Genomic DNA, 20,764 nt, shown 5'->3' with positions numbered 1-20,764 from the left:
TGGGTAAGCAGAAGCTCGCCGGCTACCTGGGCCAGGCGATCGAGACCTTCGCCAAGCTCATGACCAACGAGGAGACCGACGCCCACGGTAAGCCGATCGTCCCGCCCTCGGTGAAGCTGGACGCGGCGAAGTTCATCTTCGAGAACATCGTCGGCAAGGCCACGACCCGGGTCGAGGTAGATGCCACCGAGGGCGCCTTCGGGCTTCTCGCCGGCGCCATGGTGATGTCTGACGGGACCGACGCTCACCCGGTCGTGATACAGGAGGCTGACCCGGACCCCGAAGACCCTGCGGGAAGCGGGTCAGGCTGATGCCGACGAGTGTCCTCGTGCCTGGCGTCGAGCACGACGACGGGGCGGCGAGGGGTCGGGTGGAGCCTGCGCGGAGTGCCCCGTGACAGTGGTCATGATCGCGGCCACCTGATCGCTTTCGGCCTTGTCCAGGGCCTTGCCTGCGAGGCGGTATAGCCCGTGGAGCCTATATATGTAGGCAACGGGTCCGGAGAGACCGAGGAGCAGGTACGCCCACCAGGGGGCGCCCCCCGCGAGCGCGAGGGCGGTACTCACGGAGAATCCGCCTTACCGCCACGGCCTCGGTGAGCACGCATCTCGGAACGCAAGCCTAGGACGAAGCCGAGCATGAAGATCGGGGCACCGACACTGCCGCAGAGGACACCGAGGCCGAAACTGAGGCCGGGGTGGAAGACCCAGAGAAGGACGGTTAGGCCGATGAGTCCGAGAATGGCGTCGCCGGCGAGGATGGCGAGGACGGCGCGACTTTGGCTGGCGGCAACGAGGATAATGAAGACCCGGCCCGAAGGGATGCCGCGGTGCTGATCGGCGGCAAAGAGCAGGACGCGAAGTGCACGGCGAGAAGCTGAGCGGATGTCGGGGTCGTGGAGGATCGCCGGGAGTTCGGCCGTCCACTCTCGGTAGCGCTCATCGCGAGCGTCCTCGGGTAGACGCCGGCAGGCAAGGCGGATCATCCGCTCGGCTAGGCCCAGGATCAGGGAGCCGGGGGTCACTGGGCGCTACCCGTGGCGGGGCGGCCCGTGGTGCGTCGAGTTCCCGGGGCGGTGGAGTGGTCGAGGGACGCTTGGGCGAGTTCGAGCCGGGCGACGCGGACGCCCTCGCCGGTGAGCCGGTAGTACTTGCGGGGTGGTCGACCGCCGGCGTCCGGACGAGCCTGCTCCCACGCGGAGGTGACCAGGCCCTCGTCTTGCAGTCGGGCGAGCATCGGGTACAGCGTCCCGCTGGCGACCTTGGCCGCCTTCATCAGGTCGTAGCCGTAGCGGTCGGCTTGCGGGTCCTCCAGGAACACCCGCAGCACCCGCTCCAGGACATTGGTCAACTTCACGTAGCCCAGACTACATATGTCGCCTACATATGTCGAGCAATCCGGCTAGGTCCTCGGAGCTGGAGGCCGGGAGCGCTCCGTGTCGCCCCTCGGGGGTGTGGGAACTACTCCAGTCGGCCGCGGATGACCTCAAGGTCCGGGGCACGGTGACGCTTGAGCCGGCCGCGGGCGTCAGCAACAAGGTCCGCCGGACGCAGGATGACCAGCCGAAGACCCTGGGCTGGTACGAGCTCCTCGCGGCGGCGGTCATAGATGGCCCGCTGCTTGCCGCGATGGACACCGCTCACCGTCAACCTGTCGGGCTTGTCGAAGTGGGGAGTCGGCCGGTCGTGCTGGATCTCGCGGTACTCGACCACGAGGCCGTGGTCCGGCCAGTAGGCATCGACCGGCAGACGGACTCTCCGGCCCGACTTGCCTGGGTCGCCGAGTAGCCAGGCGAAGCGGTGCTGACGCTGGCCGGCCTCTCCGATCACTTCGCCGCAGAGGTCGAGGACGTACGCTTCATCGCTGTCGGACCTCGACCTGCGAGGAGCCTTCCGTGGGCGAGCATCGCCGGTTGGTGACATGGCGCGAGCATTCACCACGGGTCCGACGATTCCGGGCGTCGGGAAGTGGTCCTGTCTGCGGGTGTGGGGTAGATCTCACCGTCCCGCCACTCTCACGCGACCCGTCGGCCGCACTGCTCGTCCGGGGAGCCCCTTCGCCGGTCACGTCGAACGTGCACGACGTCGCACGTGTCGAGTCGAGGGGCAGCGTTAGAGCACTCTAGCGGCGCCGTAGGGCGCTTGTCATATCGCAGACGATGAATCAGATGCAGCGCGTTGCGGGAACGTCAGGGACGCGCTCAGCGCTTCTCGTTCCGGGCCAGGCTCGCCCACTATTCGTGAGGTGTGGGAATCGTTACGGAGTGTTACGATAAAGCCATCGCGACAAAGTCGCGTTCGGACTTTACCTTTGCGCCCACAGAGTGCGCGCGACCCTACAGAGCGAGGGCTCATGAGTATCGAGCTGCCCCTTACCGATCCCACACACCCACATTGGTCAACCCCTATTGGCTGGGTGGGTGTGGGAAAGGCCCGTCGCCCGGTCTTCCCCATCGGAGGCGGAGCACCCGAGGACGTCGACCACAATGCCGTCAATTCCGACGACGACGAGGACGACCGTCCCGCGACCAGGGCTGAACTTGAGCTGATGAGGTCTCGGATGCGTGCCGCGGATAAGCGGGCTGGATCAGCCGAACGGGCGCTAAAGAACCTACAGGACGAGGTCGAGTCCCGGAAACAGCAGCTCGCCGACGAGTTGGCCGACCGGGGAACAAAGCTCGCCGATCTGAACGCCAGAATTCGAGCGGGAGCGTTCCGCCTGGCGATCTTCGAGACCGGCGGCTACGAGTGGCACGATACGGAAGACGTGCTCGGCGCTATCGGGTCTGCGGGGGGTGTGGAGTTCGACCCCGAGACCGGCACCGTTACCGGCGTGAAAGAAGCCCTAGCTGACCTGGCGAAGCGGAAACCTCACTGGGTTAAGAGCCAGGGGACGACGCACTACGTTAAGCCGGGTGTGGAGGACGAGGACGACACCGACCCGGAGAAGCCGCTGACCGAGGCTGAGCTACACAAGCGGTATCCGAATCTCAGGGGTTACGTCGAAGATCCCCGTCACATGGGGAAGATGCCCAAGCGTCCGGTTTACGAGGTGAAGCCGTGGGTGGAGCCCAGCCCGGTCAACCTGACCGCCGAAGAGCGGGCCAAGCTCATGCAGAGGTACCAGGGGCTATGGAAGACCCCGTCTCCCAGGTGACCCCAGGCTGTGCCGGACACGCACCTTAGTCGACACACGCGGGGCGTTGTCCACTCACCGAGGGACGACGCTGGACACCTCTGATTCACGCCTGACGTGCACACGACGCGCGACGCATAGCGACAACCCCAATAGGAGGATCCCATGGAACGACCGAAGCCCGATATCAGCCCTGGACCGCAGGTTAGCAACAAGCGGGAGATGGAACCGTCCGAGTATGGTGGTCGAGGCGGACTGACTCAACGGTCCACCGATGGGCACTACCTCACCGCATCGGAACAGGCGCTTCTTATCCGCCGCGAGGGCCTAGCGGAGGCTCCCTTTGACCCTGACGCGCCCTGGGCTCGGGGCTCCCACGATGCATAGAGCCAACTTTAAATCTGGGCTTTAACGCACGATAACGTTTGATTACACTGCGTCAGAAAGCCACCTCTCGGCATTTTAATCGGCGATTTCGACGATTCCCCGCGTGCGATGGCGGAGCACATAGGCCGTTACTCCTCGCCGGAATTCCGCGTCTTCGAAGAACCCCAAGCCTTGGTTGCACCGCCGGCAGAGCAGCTCCCGAACCATTCCCGTCTTGTGGCAATGGTCCACGTGTGGCTCATGGGTGCTGTTCTTGAACGGGCGCAAGCAGATGGTGCACCGTCCCGAGGAACCGAGGAGTAGCCGGTCCCACTCCTCAAGTGTAATTCCGTAGTGACTCATAAGATTCTTCGCCAGGTGAACCCGAGGGTCTGCGGCCTTCTTTGCCTGGTAGACCTGCCTCGCTCTCCGACGCCTGGCGCTATACTCTTTCGGTTCGAACTGGAACACCACCGCATCAGAGTAACCGCGCGTTCGGACGGCGAGGCTCTTTCGGAACGCACGAACCCTCAGCATGTCGCGGAGAGTCTCCACGTCGACACCAAAGTCCTCGCCCCTCTTTGCCAGCCACACACCCCGGTCACACCACTCGGTCCAAGGGTACTTATCGGTAGGCGGCAGTTCCCGACCGGTCGCCACCAACGCTTCTGAGGTGAAGTGCCGGGTGTACGAGAATGAGCAGTCGAGTCGCCGGGACATTTCTAGCCCCTCTCCTTGTTAATGGGCTGGCGTGATAATTCACGCTATGAGCCAGAAGAGGGGAAGCTCAAAGGTCAAGATCTTCAGTCGGGAGCCCGATTTCTTCTTAATAGGTGCACTAAAAGGGAAAGTTTGGCTGATAAGGCGGCCAGAATCCCGGACGCGTGACATGCTTGGGTAGCTGAGTCTTGTAGTCGCCCGAGGCGGCACTAATTTGATCATCGTCCAGATCGATCGCTTTCGAAAGGTTTGCGCCAGCAAATCTGGTGGCAGTAAGATCCGTATTGTGCAGTTGGGTGTGGGTGAGATCTGCGCCGCTCAGATCGGCATGGCTAAAATTCAATCTACACAGATTGGCGCCGAAGATATAGGAGTTGCGGAGGTCTGCTCGACTGACCCCTGGTTGATCTGGAAACTGACCGAGAGCAGTGAGGGCAGCCTGCACGTCAACGCCAATTTCCATTTCTGTATGACCGATTTTGTGTTGACTTCGAATCGTCTCGGTTTGCTCGCAGACGAACGAGGATAGGATTCCTATGATGGCCTCTTGCTCGTCCGGGTAGGTGTCAGCAATTCGAGCGAGAAGCCGGATGGCTCCAAGGCGAACGGGGCGCATGTCGGAGCCGAGTAGCTTTATCGCATCTGTGAGATCGGGCTCTGAGACGGCGCTGTAGAAGTTGGTGCTACCGTTAGTGATGATGGCGTCGGTGGTGGACGGCGGCCAAGCCTGGTCGGTAGCTTTTCCTGGGAATTTCGCAAGGCGAGGCATAACCTGCGCACCGACCGCGTAGAGGATCTTCTCTTTAGCTCGGCTCTCATCAATATCGAACAGGTCTACCCACGTGACCATCTGCAGAACCGCGGGAGGCTCTACAGGTTCGAGCCGGATGGGCAGCAAAGTCTGACGAGCGAGGGAAGCGGTCCACTCTGCTGTGCACCACTTCGACGCGAAGTAAGCCTCGGAGTNGAGCGCGACCGTCCACCGAGCCCCGGCTAGCTGGTTGTTCATCCACTCGACGAAGTTCGTGCCGGGAGGTGAGTCCCACACCTGGATGCGAGCAGTCAGCCCGGCGCTCTCAAGAACCGTGGCAACCCAGGTCGCCCACGGCTCGTCTGCGGCCGTGTACGACACGAACACGAAGGAATCCCCCGACGCCATGGGTTGAGTCTAAGACTCTCCCGGGCGGAACTTGTCGCCCAGACTCGCGGGGTGTGGGGCCAGGTTCAGACCGCGTCGCGGGCGTGTTCTGCTAGCTCGGCTGCTCCGGGATGACCGGTAGCTGAGATCGCTCGGCAGACGTCGGCGATCCGACCGCCCATGATCGACGATGGAACAGCCGTCGTGGTGATCGCGTCGTGGGTCAGGCTGATTGCCGTGTCGGGGTCGCCGGCCTGGGTGTATGCAAGGGCCAGGTGAAGCACGAAGCCGAGGCGGTCACGAGGTAGGTCGGTACCGATCAGGTCGATTGCGGACCTGAAGTGCGGGATCGCTCCCGCAGGGTCGCCGGTGCTCATGAGCGACGCCCCGACGGATTGGGCGATCGTGTAGGGGCCAGCCCAGTAGACGTACGGGGGGTCCTCATCCGTCTTCGCCTGCTCGATCGCGGCATAGGCGGTGTCGGATGCGCTGAGCGCTGAGGATCGATCTCCAGCGACGCCGTGCGCGCTGGCAAGGCCCGCGGCGAGTACAGCCTGTTCGGTGAAGCTCAGACGCCCTCGTGAGCCCGCACGAGCGGAACGCAGAAGCTCGATGGCGGTGTGGGGGTCACCATCCGACCGCGCCTGGTGAGCCATGCACCGGAGGATGTTGGCCGCCACACCGGGCGTGTCTGCCTCGTGAGCAGCCCTGAGACCGACGAGGTAGAACCGCTGGGCGGTGCCGTTTCGTCCGGCGTCGTAGCTCGTCCACCCGGCGAGACGAGCCAGTTCCGCGGCGATGCCGTGGAGTGCTTGCCCATCCACCTGGCTGTAGGACGTGTTCCGGAGCAGGTTGACCACGAGCTTGAGCTGTTCGGTGACCATCCCGAAGACTGCCTGGCCGCCCAGCTTGTCATCTAGACGCCGCAGGGTGTCCGTGGCGGTGTTCAGGTCCGCCACGACGCCCGCATCCACACGCTGCCCGTCGAGAGCTGCGGCGAGCCTCGCGGGGTCAGCCACGAGCCACTCATGCGCAGCGGCGGACAACGCAACGCCGCTGAGGGCGAGGAACTGTCTCCGCTCCAGGGTCGTCACCTCCTGCCACGCGGTGGTCAAGCCCTGCGAGGTCCAGAGCTCGCGTAGCCCATCGTCCGCGAGGGGCACCCCGGACGGCAAGACACCTGCGGTGACTGTCGCCTCACCCCGCGAAAGTCGGGAGCAAAAGCCCAGGTCAACACGGGTCGCCCCGGTGACGTGGCCGTACGCTGCCTGCCAGTCCTCTCCGGGGAAGGTCCAACCGCGTTCGTGGCGCATGATCTGGACCTCGGCGGCCATGGGCGGCGTGAACGACACCGAGGCCGGATCAATCTCCCTGATCTTGCGGACGAGCGTCGCCCTGCTCCAACCGAGAGACTTACGGTAGGCGGTCAGCCGTTCCGGCTTCCAATCGGGATGCTTGGCGCGTAGCCCGATGCTTCGTGCCTCCTCGACCTTGGTAGACCTGCTCTGCGGGGGCATCGCGAACCCTTCGGACGGTGTTTGTCGACAGAGGGCAGCGTAACGGATCGCTCACGCCAATCTGGGCTTTTGTATGTGGTCTTGTCGACCGCACCTAACACTTTCCTAACACGTGGCCGAACGACCATGGAAAGTATCTATGGACGAGGCAGGACTACCGCCCTGGCCTTGCGATTTACCAAGAAGTTGACGGTGGAACGACCCGTAGCTTTCCGGTGCACTTGTGTTGGGCGCTCCGGTTCCCTCGCGACCAACTACCGGAGCGCCCCCTATCGGCCCCTGGTGCACTTCTGCTCAACGCGGGTGCGCCAGGGGCCCCGGTGACAGCAGAGAGGCCCACCCATGTCCGTGGTAGTGATCCACTACACGACGGGGATCGTGTCCCGAACGTACGTGTCTCGGGAGGCCCTAGACCGACGCGACGTGTTGCACCTGGCCGCGCGGATCTTGGCGGCGCTCCCACACGCTCGTCGGGTGCAGGTCTTCGAGAGGCAAAGCCAGGAGACGCCCGACGTCGACACGGACAACATGAACGTGGTGGAGGGGGAGGTCGTGGTGTGAGACCTGGTTCGGGCTTGACGGAGCATGAGAATACCGCTCATGGAACCGCCTTGAGATCGTCATCCGTCGTCTTATACGGTGATCCCACCACCGAATATGAGGAGCCCAACAATGACCGCCACGAAACGCGCACCTAAGCCCGTCACCGTCGTTGCCGAGGAAGAGGCGACGTCGATCGAGGACGTCGTTTCCACACCCCACGAGGACATTGCCGAGGCAGCCGAGGTCGATGAGACGCCGACTGGGGGTGGTGTGGAAGAGGTCAAGCCGAAGCGGCAGAACTTCAGCCACGCGGATTGCAGCCACGAACGGACGAAGGCTGCCCGTGCGAAGTGCCGCAAGGACCGGGCGAAGCTCGCCGAGGCTCCGAGCGCTGATGCCGAGGAACCCGTCACAGTGTAGCCGATCGATCACGCTTCGACCATGAGCCCCACCCGACATGATCGGGTCGGGGCTTCGTGGCGCGTGATCGATGCGACGTCGCACGCGCGACGTCGCGCGTGCGACGTCGACACGTCACGGGAGCGCCTGAGGTCGACGTACGGCGAGTGAATCTTGCGTTAGGGGACGTCGTAGGGCGAACTGCCCGAAGAGTGATACAAGCGATGCGACGTCGCGCCGTCGACCCATCGATTCTCGGATCGGTCGAAGCGGCGCGGCGTGGAGGCCAGGCGGAAGCTGCACACCGAGGCACCGTTCGTCGTCGTCCGGTGCTCCGGGTCCTCGACGAGGTTGCCGACGAGGGTGATGGTCGTGTCGAGCATCGCGTGCTCCTCGGGTCAGGGAGGAAGGTGCCGGCGCGGCGTTGCGCCGGCGTCGTTTCACTGTGGGCCGCCAGGGACGGCTCCGGAAGCCCCGACCATCCGGCTGTGGATAACCGGCGTCCGTCCACACCCCTCCCCATCCCAGGCCTCCCCGTTTCGGACCACTCCGCCCGGACCCGCCCGGACCCGCCCGGACCCATCCGGGCCAGGCGAGCAATACGGACGACCGGAGCGGGAACACCATCCCTGGACGCCCGGTTGCCGATCCATGGGTCGGCGAGATGCCAGGCCATGGCCCGATCGGACGATGCGGCGCCCGGTCCGGCGTTCGCCCGCCCCACCCGACGCCCGGCGACCACGTCTCGCCGACGTGGTTCCCCACCAGCACCGTCGTACCCGGAGGACAGCGATGTCGACGACCACGACCAGCTCGACCACCAGCCCGGACGGCACCCCCACGGCCACGGGCAGCGGAACCTTCCTGCTCGGCGGCGACCTGCCGATCACCCGGCTCGGGTTCGGCGCCATGCGCATCACCGGCCCCGGCATCTGGGGTCCCCCCGCCGATCCGGCCGAGGCCCGCGCCGTGCTGCGCCGCGCGGTGGAACTCGGCGTGAACTTCATCGACACCGCCGACTCCTACGGCCCGCACGTCAGCGAGGAACTGATCGCCGAGGCGCTGCACCCCTACCCCGAGGGGCTCGTCATCGCGACCAAGGGCGGCCTGACCCGGCAGGGTCCGAACCGGTGGGCTCCGGTCGCCCGCCCCGCCTACCTTCGCCAGCAGGTGGAGATGTCCCTGCGCCGACTGAAACTGGAGCGGATCGACCTCTACCAGCTCCACCGCATCGACCCCGCCACCCCCGTCGAGGAATCCCTCGGTGAGCTGCGTGCGCTGCAGCAGGAGGGGAAGATTCGCCACATCGGCCTGTCCGAGGTCAGCGTCGCCGAACTGGCCCACGCCCGCACCCTGGTTCCGATCGTCAGCGTGCAGAACCGCTACAACCTCGCCTACCGGACCGCCGAGGACGTCCTCGACTACTCCGACCGTGAGGGCATCGGCTTCATTCCGTGGAACCCGGTCGACACCGGCCGGCTCGCCCTTCCCGGCAGCGTCCTCGACGCCGCCGCCAAGCACCACAGCGCCAGCCCGGCCCAGCTCGCCCTCGCCTGGCTGCTGCGCCGCTCCCCCGTGATACTGCCGATTCCGGGTACGTCGTCAGTGGCCCATCTGGAGGAGAACATCACTGCGGCCGGAGTCGAACTCACTGACGACGAGTTCGCCGACCTGTCCCGCCTGGCCGCCTCCTGACCCCCGGCCACCCGCACCGCAACACCCCGCGCCCCGGTATCTCGGCCCCGGCATAGCCCGATCGGACCAGCGAACCGGGGCGCGGCCACTCCTCTGCCGTTCCCTCGCACCCCCACGTGGTCGCCCCGACTCACCGGCCGGCGACGTGTCCCCGCGTGTCCAGTACCTGGTCAGGGCTTGCTACCCTGGGTGGAGCTTCCCGGTAGGCCCATCCTGTACCAACGCGCCCGTAGCTCAGTGGATAGAGCGAGTGCCTTCTAAGCACCAGGTCGCAGGTTCGATCCCTGCCGGGCGCACACGGGGATCGGGCCCATATGCTGCGCCTTTTGATCCCCTCGTCATGTCTGCCGGGGGGCAGAGCCCCCCGAGACCCCCCGGGTGTAGCAACGCGTGTAGCAACGGGCATCGGGTGTGTTCAGGGCCGCGGGTTGGTCAGGTGGCCGTCGAGCTTGCCGAGGGCGCGGCGCTTCTCGCCCATGGACGCATGGGCGTAGATCGTCATCGTGACCTCAATCGCCGAGTGTCCGGCGATGTCGCGAACGATGTGCGGCGGGACGCCGAGGTCGAGAAGCAGTGTGACGCAGGTGTGCCGTAGCCCGTGGAACACCACGCTGTCGAGTCCGGCCGCCCGTCGTAGCGGCATCCAGAACCGGCGGAGGTTGTCCGGTTCGATCGGGGTTCCGATCTTCGTGGTGAAGACGTGACCGGTATTCACCCACCGCGTGCCGGCCGTTTCCCGCTCGGCATCCTGGAGCTTGCGGTGCTCCGTCAACGCGTCGGCCACCAGACCCAGCAGCGGAAGGGTTCGTTCCGAGTCGTCCGTCTTCGGCGGGAGCAGCCGCAGTTCCCCGCCGACCCGTTGCAGGGTGTGGCGGATGGTGAGCGTTTGCCGTTCCTCGTCGATGTCGGACCACTGGAGTCCGAGCAGTTCCCCACGGCGCATTCCGAGGAACAGGGCCAGGACCAGCAGGGCGTACAGCCGGTCGCCGGCCGCAGCGTCGAGCAACATGTGAGCCTGGCCCACGGTCAGGCCCCGGTCGATGCCATAGCGCGGTGTCGAAACCTGCACGAGCTTGGCGACGTTGCGCCGGATCAGTTCCTCGCGGACCGCCGCTTGCAGCGCGTTGCGCAGCACCGCGTGAACGACCTGAACCTGACGCTTCGAGGGACGTCGTTCGCAGCACCGGCCGACCGCGCAGCAACGCCGCTCCCCCGCCGGACGGGCGGCATCTCTCCCCCGCTCGCAGCACAGGCAGGTGCTCTCAAGTCGCCGGATGAACTGCCGGACCTCTGCCGCCGTCAGCTTGTTAAGCCGTTTCTTGCCGAGCCCCGGCACGAGGTAGATCCGAACGGCCTTCTCGTACGCGACGTAGGTGTTCGGCTGCCGGTTTGGCTTCACCGTGCCGTCCAGCCAGGCCAGCAGGAACCGGCCGACCGTCCACCCGGTCGCGTCCGCGGGGATGCCCTGGTCGGAGTTGGCCTGTAGCTCCGTGAGCTTGCCGCGGACGATCTCTTCCGTCTTGCCGTAGACCGGACGCCGTTTGGTGGTGCCGTCGGGCATGAGGACGTAGGCGGCGCCGACCCACATACCGTCGGCGCGCTGGTAGATGGAGCCCTGTCCGTTGGCGCGTTTCGTCCGTTCCTTGCGGGTCTTGCGCCGGCCGTTCGTGGGGGCGTCGTCGTTGGCGGGCATGGTGAGCGTGGCTCCTTGCCGAGAGATGGGCTGGGCTCGCCGCCGGGGCCGGTCGCGGGGTGCGGTGTCGGCCCAGGACGAGATGCCCCCCGTTCCTCCGGCGAGGCGATGGTCTTCCGGCCGCGACGGAGGAACGGGGAGAGCGACGGTGGGTTACGACGTCGCGTGTGCCGCCGCAGGGTCGGGCGGGTTCGTCTCGCCGGCCGGGACGGTTGCCGGATGTCCGGGGACCGGACGGAAGATCAGGATCGCGTCGACGTCGCCGAAGTGCTCGGTGAAGAAGGCCGCCGGCGGCAGGGTGGTGAGCAGCGCCACCAAGTCGCCGATGTCCGCGCCGGGGCGGAGGGTGAGTTCATGTTCGCCGTTGTGGTCGACCCGGGCGGAGATGAGCGGATGGTCGTCGTCGGGGGTGCGCCATGAGCCGTGTGGGCCGGACGAGAAGATGGACATCAGGATCTCGCTCCTGGTGATGTCAGGGTGGGGTCTCAGGTCCCGGCCGGGTGTTGGTAGCACCCGACCGGGACCGCTTCGATTGCCGAGCGGATGGGCGCGCTGATGGTGGTCCGCGAGCCTGCGCATGGCGTCGTTTGCCGGTCACGCGGCTTCTCCTTCGCCGCGCAGCCAATCGACGTAGGCGAGGACCGCGGCGCGGGGAACACGGCGGGACCGGCCGATCTGGACTGCCTCAAGGCGGTTGGCCCGGATCAGGTCATAGACGGTGGTCCGGCCGACGCCGAGCAGGGCCGCAGCTTCATTGACGGTCAGCAAGAGCTTGTGCACGGGTCTCTCCGAGGACTCGCGGGGCAGGGCTTCAGGCGGCGTCGGGGAGCGGTGGGCCGGTTGCCGGAAGCAGGCCGCCGCCGGCCGCAGCACGAGCGGCGTCGAGTTGGGCCCGCCAGGCGTGGCGTTGCGCGACCGCGTGCAACAGCAGATGTTCACGACGAGGCGCCGCCGGGTCGCCGGGCCGCAGGAGCTGCCAGACCATCCGGGCCGGGTCAGACTCGCCGTCGGGTGCGGCCGGGCCGGTCCCGACGGCGCCGAGGGTTTCGAGCTGGGCGCGGATGAATGCGACCCGGTCGTGTCGGTGGTCGGTGAGGGTCTTGCCGGACCAGCGTCGCGAGACCAGGACGCGTCGGCCGCCGAAGCCGAGGGTTTCCCTCCGGTGGATCTTGCCCTTGCACCGTCCGGGGACGAGTCCGGGGCGGGTGTTGCGGGGTTGGATGCCGTAGCGAAGCCAGTTCGCGCAGGTCGGGGAGCACGGTTCGTGGCGTAGGGCGTCGGCGAGCCGGTCGACGTGGCGGCGTTGCGGGTCGCTGGCGATGTCGTGGCAGGCGTCGAGGCTTTTGGTCAGGTACTTGGTCAGGTAGCCGATCATCCGGCCGGTGGTGGCCGTGTTCGCGGTGACCCCGTCGGCGCGCAGTTGCGGGCCGAAGCGGACGACGTGGGCGGGTTCGTCGTCCTCGCCGATGCCGTCGAGGGCGTCATCCCAGGACAGCAGCGGCGTGCCGGTGTCGGGGTCGACGTAGCCGCCGGCGGTGTCGTTCCAGGCGGGTTGCCGGTGGTCGTCGTAGACCGGCTGGTCGGCCGACGGCCACCAGACCTGGTGGTAGGTCGCTGCCGCGACCAGGCGCAGCATCGCCCGGGGCACGGTGCCGCGGATCGCCGCGTGCAGATGCGGCGCAAGGCGCTTCTGTGGTTCCAACGCGGCGAAGTACTGCACGTCCCAGCCGACCGCGCGGCGCAGGTTCTGCCAGAACCGGTCGATCAGCTTCGGGAAGTGGATCGCGTCCCGCGCGGCACGCCGGTAGTCGTACGACGCAGGATCTACCGGGGTCCCGTCCTTGTGCACGTGGCCGTAGGTGTCGCAGGTCAGGGTGAGGAACATCGACGGCCGCCACACCGTCCCGTCCGCCGCGGTGAAGGTCCGCCCGACGGTGCGCCGGTCGACGGGGAGCCGGGGCAGGTCGGGGGCATCCTGGCGCCGCCGGGTCGAACGGACGCGGCGTGGCCGGTCCCGGTTGTCGGGGGCGGCCTTGCCGCGGACGCCGAGCGCGGCGAGTTCGTCGTCGATCTGGCCGATCAGCTCGTCGATCTCCCCGGCCTGCCCGGTGTCGCCGGCCGCCAGGACGTCGGCGCGGGCCGCTTCGAGGTCCGCGCGCAGGGTCGCCAGGGCTTTGGCGTCGTCGGTCGGCGGGTCGGGGTCGGGGACCGGTTCGTCGTCGAGGTGCCAGCCGGTCTTGCACTGCGCCATCCGCAGCCGACGTGCACGCTCCGCACACGGAGGGCATTTCGATGCCAAAGTGGCCCCGCAGGGCACGGGGATGATCTGCGTTTCGCCTGTGTCCAGGTTCGTCCGGCGCATCGGCATCGGCCGGATACACACCCCGTTCTCCACCGNGACGGCCTCGACGACATGACGAGCCAGGGGCATCCGCATGCGGGCGGCCCGGGAACCCGGACGCTCACCGCCCCCAGGGGAAGGGACGGGAACGTCCGAGTCAGGTCCGAGGGATGGCGCGGTCACGCGGCATCGTCGAGTCGGTCGGGGGCGTCGTCGGGGTCGTGACCGGCGAAGGCATCGAGGTCAGGCACCCAACCGCCGGCCACCACGGGTCGGTAGGTGTGCACGGTGCGGGTGATCTCGTCGTCGTCGATGAACGCGGCCCGGACCCGGATCGGGTCGGGGTTGCCGTCGTGCAGGACGTAGCCGACCCCGGGCAGCGACAGCGGGATCTCGTCGGCGCGGGCGCCGCGGTCCCGGGCACCGGAACCAAGGACAAGGTCGGCCTGGTCGGGTTCGGTCATCCGCAGCGCCACCCGGACCGGGAACAGGTCCCGGAACGGCAGGACTTCCTTGCGCGGGTCCTGCACCGCGGCCAGGACCACGACCCCGGGTGCCCGGCCCTGCGACAGCAGCAGCGGCAGCGCCGCGCCGATGCGCTTCTTGAGATCACGATCGGTGACGTAGGCGGTGAGGGACGCGATCTCGTCGACGACCAGAACGATCAGCGGCTCCTCGGTGGTCGGGGTGTGCAGCCGAGTCACGCCGGACAGCCGCGCCGTCCGGTCCTGCATGACGCCCACGGCGTCGTCGAGGAGATCGGCGATGGTGTCCGTCGTGGTGGCGAAGCGGGCGAACATGGCCCGGCCGAAGGCCAGTTCCATCCCGCCCTTCGGGTCGCACACCCACAGCTCCACCAGTCCAGCGCGCACCGCCGGGCCGAGACCGCGTAGCAGCGACCACAGCACTGAGCCCTTACCGGCGCCGGTGGCACCGGCGACGAGGAGATGCGTCCCGCGCACGGGCAGCGTCCAGGCCGATCCGTCCTCACAGCGGCCCACCGGGACCGCCGACAGTCCGGCGACGAGCCGGGCGTAGGCGGCGTGGACGGGTCCGCGGTCCGGGTCGACGCCGGCCGGGTCAGGGTCGGCGTCGCCCGGACCGGCATCCGCGTGGTCGAGGTCTGCGGGGGTGACGGGGCGGGTGAGGGTGTCACGGTGGTGGAAGTGCAGCCGGACGAACCGGAACGTCTCGGCCTGCACCTGGCAGCGCCGGGCCCGGAAGACATGCCGCAGCGCCTCGCCCTGCTCCGCCCACTGCTCCGGGGTCTGACCGGGCAGCAGCTCCACCCGCAGCACGTCCACAGCCCGGGTGGAACGGATCGTGCGGATACGCGGGAAGTACTCGTCGAACGTCACCTGATCGCCGGTCGACATCGGCATCCGGATGGCAAGGTCGGTGTGGACCATCGCCGCCCGCCACCGCCACCGGTAGATGAACGCGAGTCGGGTCCGGCCCCACAGCCAGCGGCCCGCCCAGGCGCACGACCGCGGGTGCAGCCGCGACCACACCAGGGTCACCAGGAGCAGCCCGCCGGCCAGCGCGGCGAGACCGAGCAGCCCGAACCGGTGGACGAACAGCAGCAGCCCGACCACGACGGCGACCGCGACCCGGTGGCGGAAGCCCCAGCGGACGACGAGCCACAGGCCCTTCCCGGCGACGGCGAGCAGCAGCATCCACAGCGGCACCCGCATCTTGTCGTTGCGGGTGGGAATGCGCGGCGACGCCTTGTCGCCGCTGATTCTGGACATGACAAATACCACCTGTTTTCGAGCGCACGGAACCACAGGGATATGCGAGTGGGGAAAACGGCGGGCGGGCCCGGAGCGGAAACAGAGGTCCGGGCCGCCGGCCGGAAGGGGAAGGGTGGTGCTATGCGGCGCGGTTCTCCACCGCAGCCGCCGTTTCGGTAACGTCAGTCGAAGCGTTCGCTGCTTCCTCGGCGTCGAACCGGTGGGTTTCGCAGGCGATGAGATAGTCGTTCACCGCGGCCAGCAGCGCGTACGCGAAATCGAGGTGATTGGCGTCCGGGGTGCTCTGCTTAGCCGAGACGACCAGCGACATCCCGGCGGCATCGACGGCCAGGATCGGCCCGCGGTCCGGGTAGGTATGGCAGGTCACCCGCCAGTCCCCGCCGACAGACAGACCCACCGACAGGTACGACGGCTTCCGTTCCTCGCCGCTCATGCCGCCACCGCCGCAGCCCGCCGGCCCGACTGGCCCACGGCCACCATCGCCGCCGCCCGAAACGCGAACCCCTGCCGCGGACGCGACCCGTTGGTGTCCACCCACGGCGTCACCGTCAAACCCTCGAACACCACCGGCCGAAACGGCGTCCCCGGCATCACCTCCGGCGGAACCGGCTGCACCTCACCCGTGATCTTCACCTTCACCTCGGCCTGCCGGGCCGCCGGGTCCGCGTCCANCACCCGCACCACCCACACCCGCTCGCCGGTGTCCTTGTCCCGCGCCTGCACATCCGGCAGGTTCGCCTTCACCTTGTCGTAGTCGTTCGACGCCTCCNCCCCCAGCACAAACGCACCCGCCGGGAAGACATCCTCGAAACGCACCGGAATACGCGACGGCAACGCCATTGGCGATCATCCTCCGTGGGGTTCAGCCCCGCCGCCGGTGTTCCGGCCGCTGTCGGGCAGAACCCACTCTGAACCGCTCACTAACCGCTCGCCAAGTACTTTCGCGCCGATGTATACGGGCGTGGTATGGAAAATATCCACTGACCGGCTGGAGTATCTGTTCAGTGTCACGCTAAATTTTGCGAGTGGCAAACAGACGGGGAGTTCCGCCATACACCGCCCGTGGGCGGGTGGAAGGCGAGGACTGGCAGGCCGTGGCCGACGCACTCAACGCGCGGATGGCCGCCCTGCGGATCGGGCAGCAGGCGCTTGCCACCGCATCCGGGGTGTCGGTCGCGACGATACGGCAGCTCCAGCACGGAGCCCAGCGGCGCCGAGTCCAGAACGCCACGCTCACCGCCGTGGCCAGCGCGCTTGACTGGCCGCACGACCACCTCATCCGCGTCCTGCTCCAGGACCAGGACCAGGAGCGCGACGCGGCGGAACAAGCACCACCGGGGAGCGACCCTGCAAGCGCGGGCACCGACCACCAGATCCTCGCCGTCCTGCTCCGCATCGAGCAGCGGCTCACCGACCTCGCGGAACGCATCGTGCCCGGGGTCGGCCGCACCGGGGAACAGGCCAACGACAACGGGCCGGACCCGGCGGAGTAGTACTCGCCGAGACCGGCCCGTTCCCGATCAGAAACCGTTCGATGTGCTCAGCTCACGAGACCGGTGGGACACCGAGGGCATGCAGGATGGCCCGGCGGACCGATTCGAGTGCCTCCACCTGACCGGCCTGGAACGCCGCACGCTCCCCACCGGTCATCCACCGCGAATCCGGCCGGCATGGATGGAGGTCGAGAGCCATCCGCAGCGCGGCGCCCGCGCAGCCCCGTCGGGACGGCCCCGGGTCGTCGTTGTCGATGTCGCCGGCCAGCTCGGGCGGCGCGCGGTAGACGAGCACGATATCCACGTCCCCGAAGGACTCGGCGAACGTCAGCCCGGCCGGCATCCGGGCCACCGCCCGGAGGATGTCCGCGGAGTCTGAGCCCGGCTGAACGATCACCGCCCATTCCGCGGCGCCCCACGGCAGCAGCGCGACGGCAGGCGGATGGCCTTGGTCGCCCTGTGCGCCATTGGCGGTGACCGGAGCGGCGGACCTTGACCGATCAGGCGAAACAGACGAGGTCATGCCCGCCGCCGATGACGGGTCGGGAAGCGGGCCGCCATGTCGTTGAGAGGTAGCCGGGCGCCGGCCGGTGGGCGCAGCTCCTCGGGGACGACGAACCGCAGCGGAGTCACCTGGTAGTCGTCCGTCCACCGCTCACGGATCACGAGGAGGTCAGCCGCGGTGGCTGTGTCGAAGGAGATCAGCGTGTCGCGTACCCGCGGTTCCTCGCCGGGGTCGAATCGGACGATCCCGAACAGCGGCCTGCCCGGGTCTTCACCGCCACCTGCATCGAATGTGATCACGATCTGCCCTCCCGTGCTCGGCAACGTGCAGTGGATGCCAGGAGCCGCCGGGGGATGAACGCCGCCAGGCGGAACCGGTGCCCATCCACCGTCCAGCCGGGACAGTTGTCACGGAAGGCCGCCGGACGTATACGCCCAGACTTCCGATCTATACGGAGACCGGATATGCTGCCTCGCAGTCGATCGAGGACTGACGGTCCTGTTCCTACCGTCCGGAGGCGCTTGTGGTGTCCGTCCGCCGCCCCCTCCCGCAGGCTCCGGCCGATCTGTGGGACCGGCCCGACATGTCCGAGGCGCTCGCCCGCCGCGACATCGGCGCCGTCTTCAAGATCTACCGCCAGTGGACCGGAGCGACGCAGACGCAGATAGCCGCCGCTTGTGAGGTCCCGCAGTCGCATGTGAGCGAGATCCAGAACGGCCGCCGCCAGGTCACCAGCCTGGAGATCTTCGAGCGGATCGCCGACGGCATCGGCATTCCGCGGGTACGCATCGGCCTGGCGGACAAGCCGGGCAGCGTTCCGGAGCCCCGAACTGGACCCCCGGGCGTGCCGGCCGCGGAGATACCCGCCGAGATGGTTCGGGTCTACCCGAGCCGCACCGCCGTGCCGGGCGATCTGTGGCGGACCCTGTTTGCCGAGGCGACGCATCAGGTCGATGTCCTCGTGATCGCCGGCCTGTTCCTGCCCGACGGACACGCCGACTTCACGGCCGTCCTGCGGCGCAAGGGCGCGAGCGGGGTGAAGATCCGCTATGCGCTCGGGAACCCAGAATCTCCCGTCATCGCCCTGCGCGGGGACGAGGAGGGCATCGGGGACGGCCTGGCCGCCCGGACCCGGATCACCCTCACCTACCTCGCTGCCCTGCGGGACGCCCCCGGGATCGATCTACGCTTACACAGCACCACGCTCTACAACTCGATCTACCGGTTCGACGGCGACATGCTCGTGAACACTCACGTCTACGGCGCCCCCGCCGCCCACTCGCCCGTTCTGCACCTGCGCGAGCAGCCCGGCGGGCTGTTCGACCACTACGCGGCGAGCTTCGAGCGGGTCTGGGCCACCACCGAAGGAGCCTGATACCTCGTGGCGCGGATCGACTACTTCAACGACCCGAACGCTCCCAAGGCGAACAGCGTCGTCCCCTCGGTCACGGCCGTGGTCGTCGACGCCTCCGACCGCATCCTGATGGTCCACAAGACCGACAACGACCTGTGGGCGCTCCCCGGTGGCGGCATGGACCTCGGCGAGTCCATCACCGACGCCGCTGTCCGGGAGACGAAGGAAGAGACCGGCATCGACATCGAGGTCACCGGTCTGATCGGCGTCTACACCAACCCGCGGCACGTCCTGGCCTACGACGACGGCGAGGTCCGCCAACAGTTCTCGCTCTGCTTCACGACCCGCCTACTTGGCGGCGAGCTGCGCACGTCCAGCGAGACGAAAGAGGTCCAGTGGGTCGCCCCGGCCGACCTTGACCGGCTGAACATCCATCCGTCGATGCGCCTGCGCATCGATCACTACCTGGAGGGGCGGGCGACGCCCTATCTCGGCTGAACCAGCGCCAGCCGGGAGGAGGTCCGGTCGACCGACGCCTGTAGGTCGGGCCGTGCCCGGCTGATCGACCGGTGGACGATCGATCCTTCCCCGTAGCGGGAGAGGATCTCTGCGATGCGGTCGGGGAAGCTGAACCGCTGGCCCTGCGGACCGGTCGTCATGTCCGCCGTGCACAGCGCGTCCATCACAGGCGAGACTTCCAGCTCCCAGGCGGACAGCTCCGCCGTCAGCCCCCGTTCCTCGGCTTCGTACCGGGCGCAGGAGTGGTGCGCGACCAGGGCGCACAGCCGTCCCGGCGCATCCTGGGCTTCGAGGAAGCGCGCACCATCGACCGGATGGAACCGCAGGTGGCCGATCGGCGGGGCATAGCCGATGTCATGTAGCCAGGCCGCCGCCACCAGCAGATCCCGATCTCCCGGGTCGACTGCTGCCGAAACCTCGCGAGCAGCAGCGGCCACCGCCTGCACATGCCGCCACCGATCCCCCAACGGGGTCAGAAGCTCGCTCGCCAACCGCTCAGCAGCCGCTACCTCCACCAGATCACCGTACGGCGCCCAGCCCCAGACCGTCAGCGAGTGCCGCAGACTGCCGAATCCCCCGTTTTAGGATCAAGACGCGGCGCGGGCCGCGCCGCGCGACGGCTGCGCGCGGCCGTGGACGGCCGTGCTCGCCGGTGCGTCGCCAGCCCGCACCGCACAGGCGACTTCCGGATGTTCGAGGGAGCGCTGCCGGTCGACAGCATCGGGGGAGGGCAGCCATGGCAAGACGAACCCGACCCCGGACGTGCCGTCGCGCACGCCGGGTGGCATGAACAACGAGTAGGGGGCACGCCTGCGCACGGCCAGGAGACTTGACCAGGTCGCTCCGCTCCCCGGGCAGCCCGACCCGTCCGGCCTGCTAGCGGCGAGACCTTTCGTGGTCACCGGCGGAGAAGTTTACCCAGCCATCCGCGCTGTCTCGGACTGGCCCTGGCAGCGGCGAGATTGTTCTTGATGGTCATGACGCGAGGATGGTCGGTACCGTAGACGGCTTCGTCGATGGCCAGGGCAAGTTGGAACAGCGGCAGTGCCTCACCGGCCCGGCCCAGGGTGTGCAGTACCGAGGCCAGGCTGTTCAGGTCGGTGGCGACCTCGGGGTGGTCGGGTCCGTAGACGGCTTCGTCGATGGTCAGGGCACGCTGGATCAGCGGCAGTGCCTCACCGGCCCGGCCCAGGTCCCACAAGGTCAAGGCCAGATTGTTCAACTGTTTGGCCACCTCAGGGTGGTCGGGTCCGTAGACGGCCTCGTCAATGGCCAGGGCACGCTGGAACAGCGGCAACGCCTCACCGGCCAGGTCCAAGTCTCGTAGGGTCAAGGCCAGATTGTCTAGATGTTTGGCGACCTCGGGGTGGTCGGGTCCGTAGACGGCTTCACCGATGGCCAGGGCACGCTGGATCAGCGGCAGTGCCTCATTGGCTCGGCCCAGGGCTTGGAGGACCCAGGCCAGGTTGTTCAGCCGGGTGGCGACCGTGGGGTGGTTGGGTCCGTAGACGGCTTCGCCGATGGCCAGGGCGTGGCGGACCAGCGGCAGCGCCTCCCCGGCCCGGCCCAGGGCTTGCAAGACCCAGGCCAGG

23 protein-coding genes, 1 tRNA gene and 5 pseudogenes are annotated in these 20,764 nt (G+C 67.7%); 9 read left to right on the top strand and 20 right to left on the bottom strand.

From position 1 onward, the window contains the following. Positions 1-562 precede the first annotated feature (562 nt). Together FF36_RS00135 and FF36_RS00130 are read right to left on the bottom strand one after the other, a co-directional pair. A complete protein-coding gene (locus FF36_RS00135; protein WP_044882872.1) occupies positions 563-1,024 on the bottom strand; it encodes a hypothetical protein in 462 nt (153 codons plus the stop codon). Next, positions 1,021-1,356: a PadR family transcriptional regulator gene (locus FF36_RS00130; RefSeq protein WP_044882871.1), complete on the bottom strand. Its 336-nt coding sequence runs from the start codon at positions 1,354-1,356 to the stop codon at positions 1,021-1,023. Before FF36_RS00130 ends, FF36_RS00135 begins: the two co-directional genes overlap by 4 nt. Positions 1,357-1,502: 146 nt before the next feature. Between FF36_RS00130 and FF36_RS35260 the strand changes: the two genes are divergently transcribed. Both FF36_RS35260 and FF36_RS00120 read left to right on the top strand, forming a co-directional pair. Then, a complete protein-coding gene (locus tag FF36_RS35260) occupies positions 1,503-1,787 on the top strand; it encodes a hypothetical protein (RefSeq protein ID WP_157866953.1) in 285 nt (94 codons plus the stop codon). Positions 1,788-2,352: 565 nt separating this feature from the next. After that, positions 2,353-3,156: a hypothetical protein gene (locus FF36_RS00120; protein ID WP_128423231.1), complete on the top strand. Its 804-nt coding sequence runs from the start codon at positions 2,353-2,355 to the stop codon at positions 3,154-3,156. Positions 3,157-3,597: 441 nt separating this feature from the next. Here FF36_RS00120 and FF36_RS31300 read toward each other — a convergent pair whose 3' ends face one another. The 4 genes and pseudogenes from FF36_RS31300 to FF36_RS00110 all read right to left on the bottom strand — a co-directional run bounded on the left by FF36_RS31300 (position 3,598) and on the right by FF36_RS00110 (position 6,876). Continuing rightward, positions 3,598-4,221 carry an endonuclease VII domain-containing protein gene (locus tag FF36_RS31300; RefSeq protein ID WP_082121553.1) on the bottom strand — a complete coding sequence of 208 codons (624 nt, stop codon included), beginning with the start codon at positions 4,219-4,221 and terminating at the stop codon, positions 3,598-3,600. A 118-nt stretch (positions 4,222-4,339) separates the two neighbouring features. Beyond that, positions 4,340-5,187: pseudogene (locus FF36_RS40540) on the bottom strand (pentapeptide repeat-containing protein); the annotation flags it as partial. A 1-nt stretch (position 5,188) separates the two neighbouring features. Beyond that, the coding region (locus tag FF36_RS40535) for a toll/interleukin-1 receptor domain-containing protein (protein WP_422615055.1) at positions 5,189-5,380 on the bottom strand (192 nt) is incomplete at its 3' end. A 65-nt stretch (positions 5,381-5,445) separates the two neighbouring features. Then, positions 5,446-6,876, bottom strand: a complete 1,431-nt coding sequence (locus FF36_RS00110; RefSeq protein WP_044882868.1) for an NsdA family TPR-like regulatory protein — start codon at positions 6,874-6,876, stop codon at positions 5,446-5,448. A gap of 342 nt (positions 6,877-7,218) precedes the next feature. Between FF36_RS00110 and FF36_RS00105 the strand changes: the two genes are divergently transcribed. Then, on the top strand, positions 7,219-7,437 hold the full coding sequence (locus FF36_RS00105; protein WP_044882867.1) for a hypothetical protein: 219 nt from the start codon (positions 7,219-7,221) through the stop codon (positions 7,435-7,437). A 111-nt stretch (positions 7,438-7,548) separates the two neighbouring features. Continuing rightward, positions 7,549-7,839 (top strand): hypothetical protein, encoded by a 291-nt coding sequence (locus tag FF36_RS00100; RefSeq protein ID WP_044882866.1) that lies wholly within the window; start codon positions 7,549-7,551, stop codon positions 7,837-7,839. A 158-nt stretch (positions 7,840-7,997) separates the two neighbouring features. Here FF36_RS00100 and FF36_RS00095 read toward each other — a convergent pair whose 3' ends face one another. Next, complete coding sequence (locus tag FF36_RS00095) at positions 7,998-8,201, bottom strand: single-stranded DNA-binding protein (RefSeq protein ID WP_044882865.1); 204 nt, start codon at positions 8,199-8,201, stop codon at positions 7,998-8,000. 409 nt (positions 8,202-8,610) lie between these two features. Between FF36_RS00095 and FF36_RS00090 the strand changes: the two genes are divergently transcribed. Together FF36_RS00090 and FF36_RS00085 are read left to right on the top strand one after the other, a co-directional pair. After that, complete coding sequence (locus tag FF36_RS00090) at positions 8,611-9,513, top strand: aldo/keto reductase (protein WP_044882864.1); 903 nt, start codon at positions 8,611-8,613, stop codon at positions 9,511-9,513. Between the two features lie 223 nt (positions 9,514-9,736). Then, positions 9,737-9,809, top strand: a tRNA-Arg gene (locus FF36_RS00085). Between the two features lie 119 nt (positions 9,810-9,928). On the opposite strand, the gene FF36_RS00080 is transcribed toward FF36_RS00085, so the two are convergent. The 9 genes and pseudogenes from FF36_RS00080 to FF36_RS36610 form a co-directional block, all read right to left on the bottom strand. Continuing rightward, on the bottom strand, positions 9,929-11,206 hold the full coding sequence (locus FF36_RS00080) for a tyrosine-type recombinase/integrase (RefSeq protein ID WP_044882863.1): 1,278 nt from the start codon (positions 11,204-11,206) through the stop codon (positions 9,929-9,931). Between the two features lie 153 nt (positions 11,207-11,359). Further along, positions 11,360-11,656, bottom strand: coding sequence for a hypothetical protein (locus FF36_RS00075; RefSeq protein ID WP_044883028.1), 297 nt, complete (start codon positions 11,654-11,656; stop codon positions 11,360-11,362). 144 nt (positions 11,657-11,800) lie between these two features. Then, a complete protein-coding gene (locus FF36_RS00070) occupies positions 11,801-11,986 on the bottom strand; it encodes a helix-turn-helix domain-containing protein (RefSeq protein WP_044882862.1) in 186 nt (61 codons plus the stop codon). Positions 11,987-12,017: 31 nt separating this feature from the next. Further along, a pseudogene (locus FF36_RS00065) lies at positions 12,018-13,603 on the bottom strand (replication initiator); the annotation flags it as partial. Positions 13,604-13,726: 123 nt separating this feature from the next. Further along, a complete protein-coding gene (locus FF36_RS00060; protein ID WP_044882860.1) occupies positions 13,727-15,298 on the bottom strand; it encodes an FtsK/SpoIIIE domain-containing protein in 1,572 nt (523 codons plus the stop codon). A 121-nt stretch (positions 15,299-15,419) separates the two neighbouring features. After that, on the bottom strand, positions 15,420-15,734 hold the full coding sequence (locus tag FF36_RS00055; RefSeq protein WP_044882859.1) for a hypothetical protein: 315 nt from the start codon (positions 15,732-15,734) through the stop codon (positions 15,420-15,422). After that, positions 15,731-15,972: pseudogene (locus FF36_RS36615) on the bottom strand (plasmid replication, integration and excision activator); the annotation flags it as partial. The gene FF36_RS00055 and the pseudogene FF36_RS36615, both read right to left, overlap by 4 nt. A 1-nt stretch (position 15,973) precedes the next feature. Beyond that, a pseudogene (locus FF36_RS39820) lies at positions 15,974-16,070 on the bottom strand (plasmid replication, integration and excision activator); the annotation flags it as partial. Position 16,071: 1 nt separating this feature from the next. Beyond that, positions 16,072-16,141 (bottom strand): annotated as a pseudogene (locus FF36_RS36610) (plasmid replication, integration and excision activator); the annotation flags it as partial. Between the two features lie 185 nt (positions 16,142-16,326). Between FF36_RS36610 and FF36_RS00045 the strand changes: the two are divergent. Continuing rightward, positions 16,327-16,794, top strand: a complete 468-nt coding sequence (locus tag FF36_RS00045; protein ID WP_044882857.1) for a helix-turn-helix domain-containing protein — start codon at positions 16,327-16,329, stop codon at positions 16,792-16,794. Between the two features lie 52 nt (positions 16,795-16,846). Here the strand turns inward: FF36_RS00045 and FF36_RS00040 are convergent, their stop codons facing one another. Both FF36_RS00040 and FF36_RS00035 read right to left on the bottom strand, forming a co-directional pair. Beyond that, a complete protein-coding gene (locus FF36_RS00040) occupies positions 16,847-17,191 on the bottom strand; it encodes a hypothetical protein (RefSeq protein ID WP_242422205.1) in 345 nt (114 codons plus the stop codon). A 122-nt stretch (positions 17,192-17,313) separates the two neighbouring features. Further along, a complete protein-coding gene (locus tag FF36_RS00035; RefSeq protein ID WP_242422203.1) occupies positions 17,314-17,598 on the bottom strand; it encodes a hypothetical protein in 285 nt (94 codons plus the stop codon). Positions 17,599-17,825: 227 nt separating this feature from the next. On the opposite strand from FF36_RS00035, the gene FF36_RS00030 reads away from it, so the two are divergent. Together FF36_RS00030 and FF36_RS00025 are read left to right on the top strand one after the other, a co-directional pair. Continuing rightward, entirely contained in the window at positions 17,826-18,674 is an 849-nt protein-coding gene (locus FF36_RS00030; protein ID WP_242422201.1) for a helix-turn-helix domain-containing protein, read from the top strand. A gap of 6 nt (positions 18,675-18,680) precedes the next feature. Then, positions 18,681-19,151 carry an NUDIX hydrolase gene (locus FF36_RS00025; RefSeq protein ID WP_044882854.1) on the top strand — a complete coding sequence of 157 codons (471 nt, stop codon included), beginning with the start codon at positions 18,681-18,683 and terminating at the stop codon, positions 19,149-19,151. Here the strand turns inward: FF36_RS00025 and FF36_RS00020 are convergent. Continuing rightward, the gene (locus tag FF36_RS00020) at positions 19,139-19,687 is read right to left on the bottom strand and encodes an HD domain-containing protein (RefSeq protein WP_044882853.1); all 549 of its coding nucleotides are present in this window, start codon (positions 19,685-19,687) and stop codon (positions 19,139-19,141) included. The two genes, FF36_RS00025 and FF36_RS00020, sit on opposite strands and share 13 nt — an antisense overlap. Before the next feature lie 383 nt (positions 19,688-20,070). Further along, positions 20,071-20,764, bottom strand: a 694-nt coding sequence (locus tag FF36_RS35800; RefSeq protein WP_044883026.1) for a tetratricopeptide repeat protein, incomplete at its 5' end; no start/stop codon positions are given.

The organism is Frankia torreyi, assembly GCF_000948395.1.
Lineage (GTDB): Bacteria > Actinomycetota > Actinomycetes > Frankiales > Frankiaceae > Frankia > Frankia torreyi.
The sequence above is the reverse complement of the archived record's forward strand: the minus strand, read 5'-3'. Positions and strand labels throughout refer to the sequence as shown.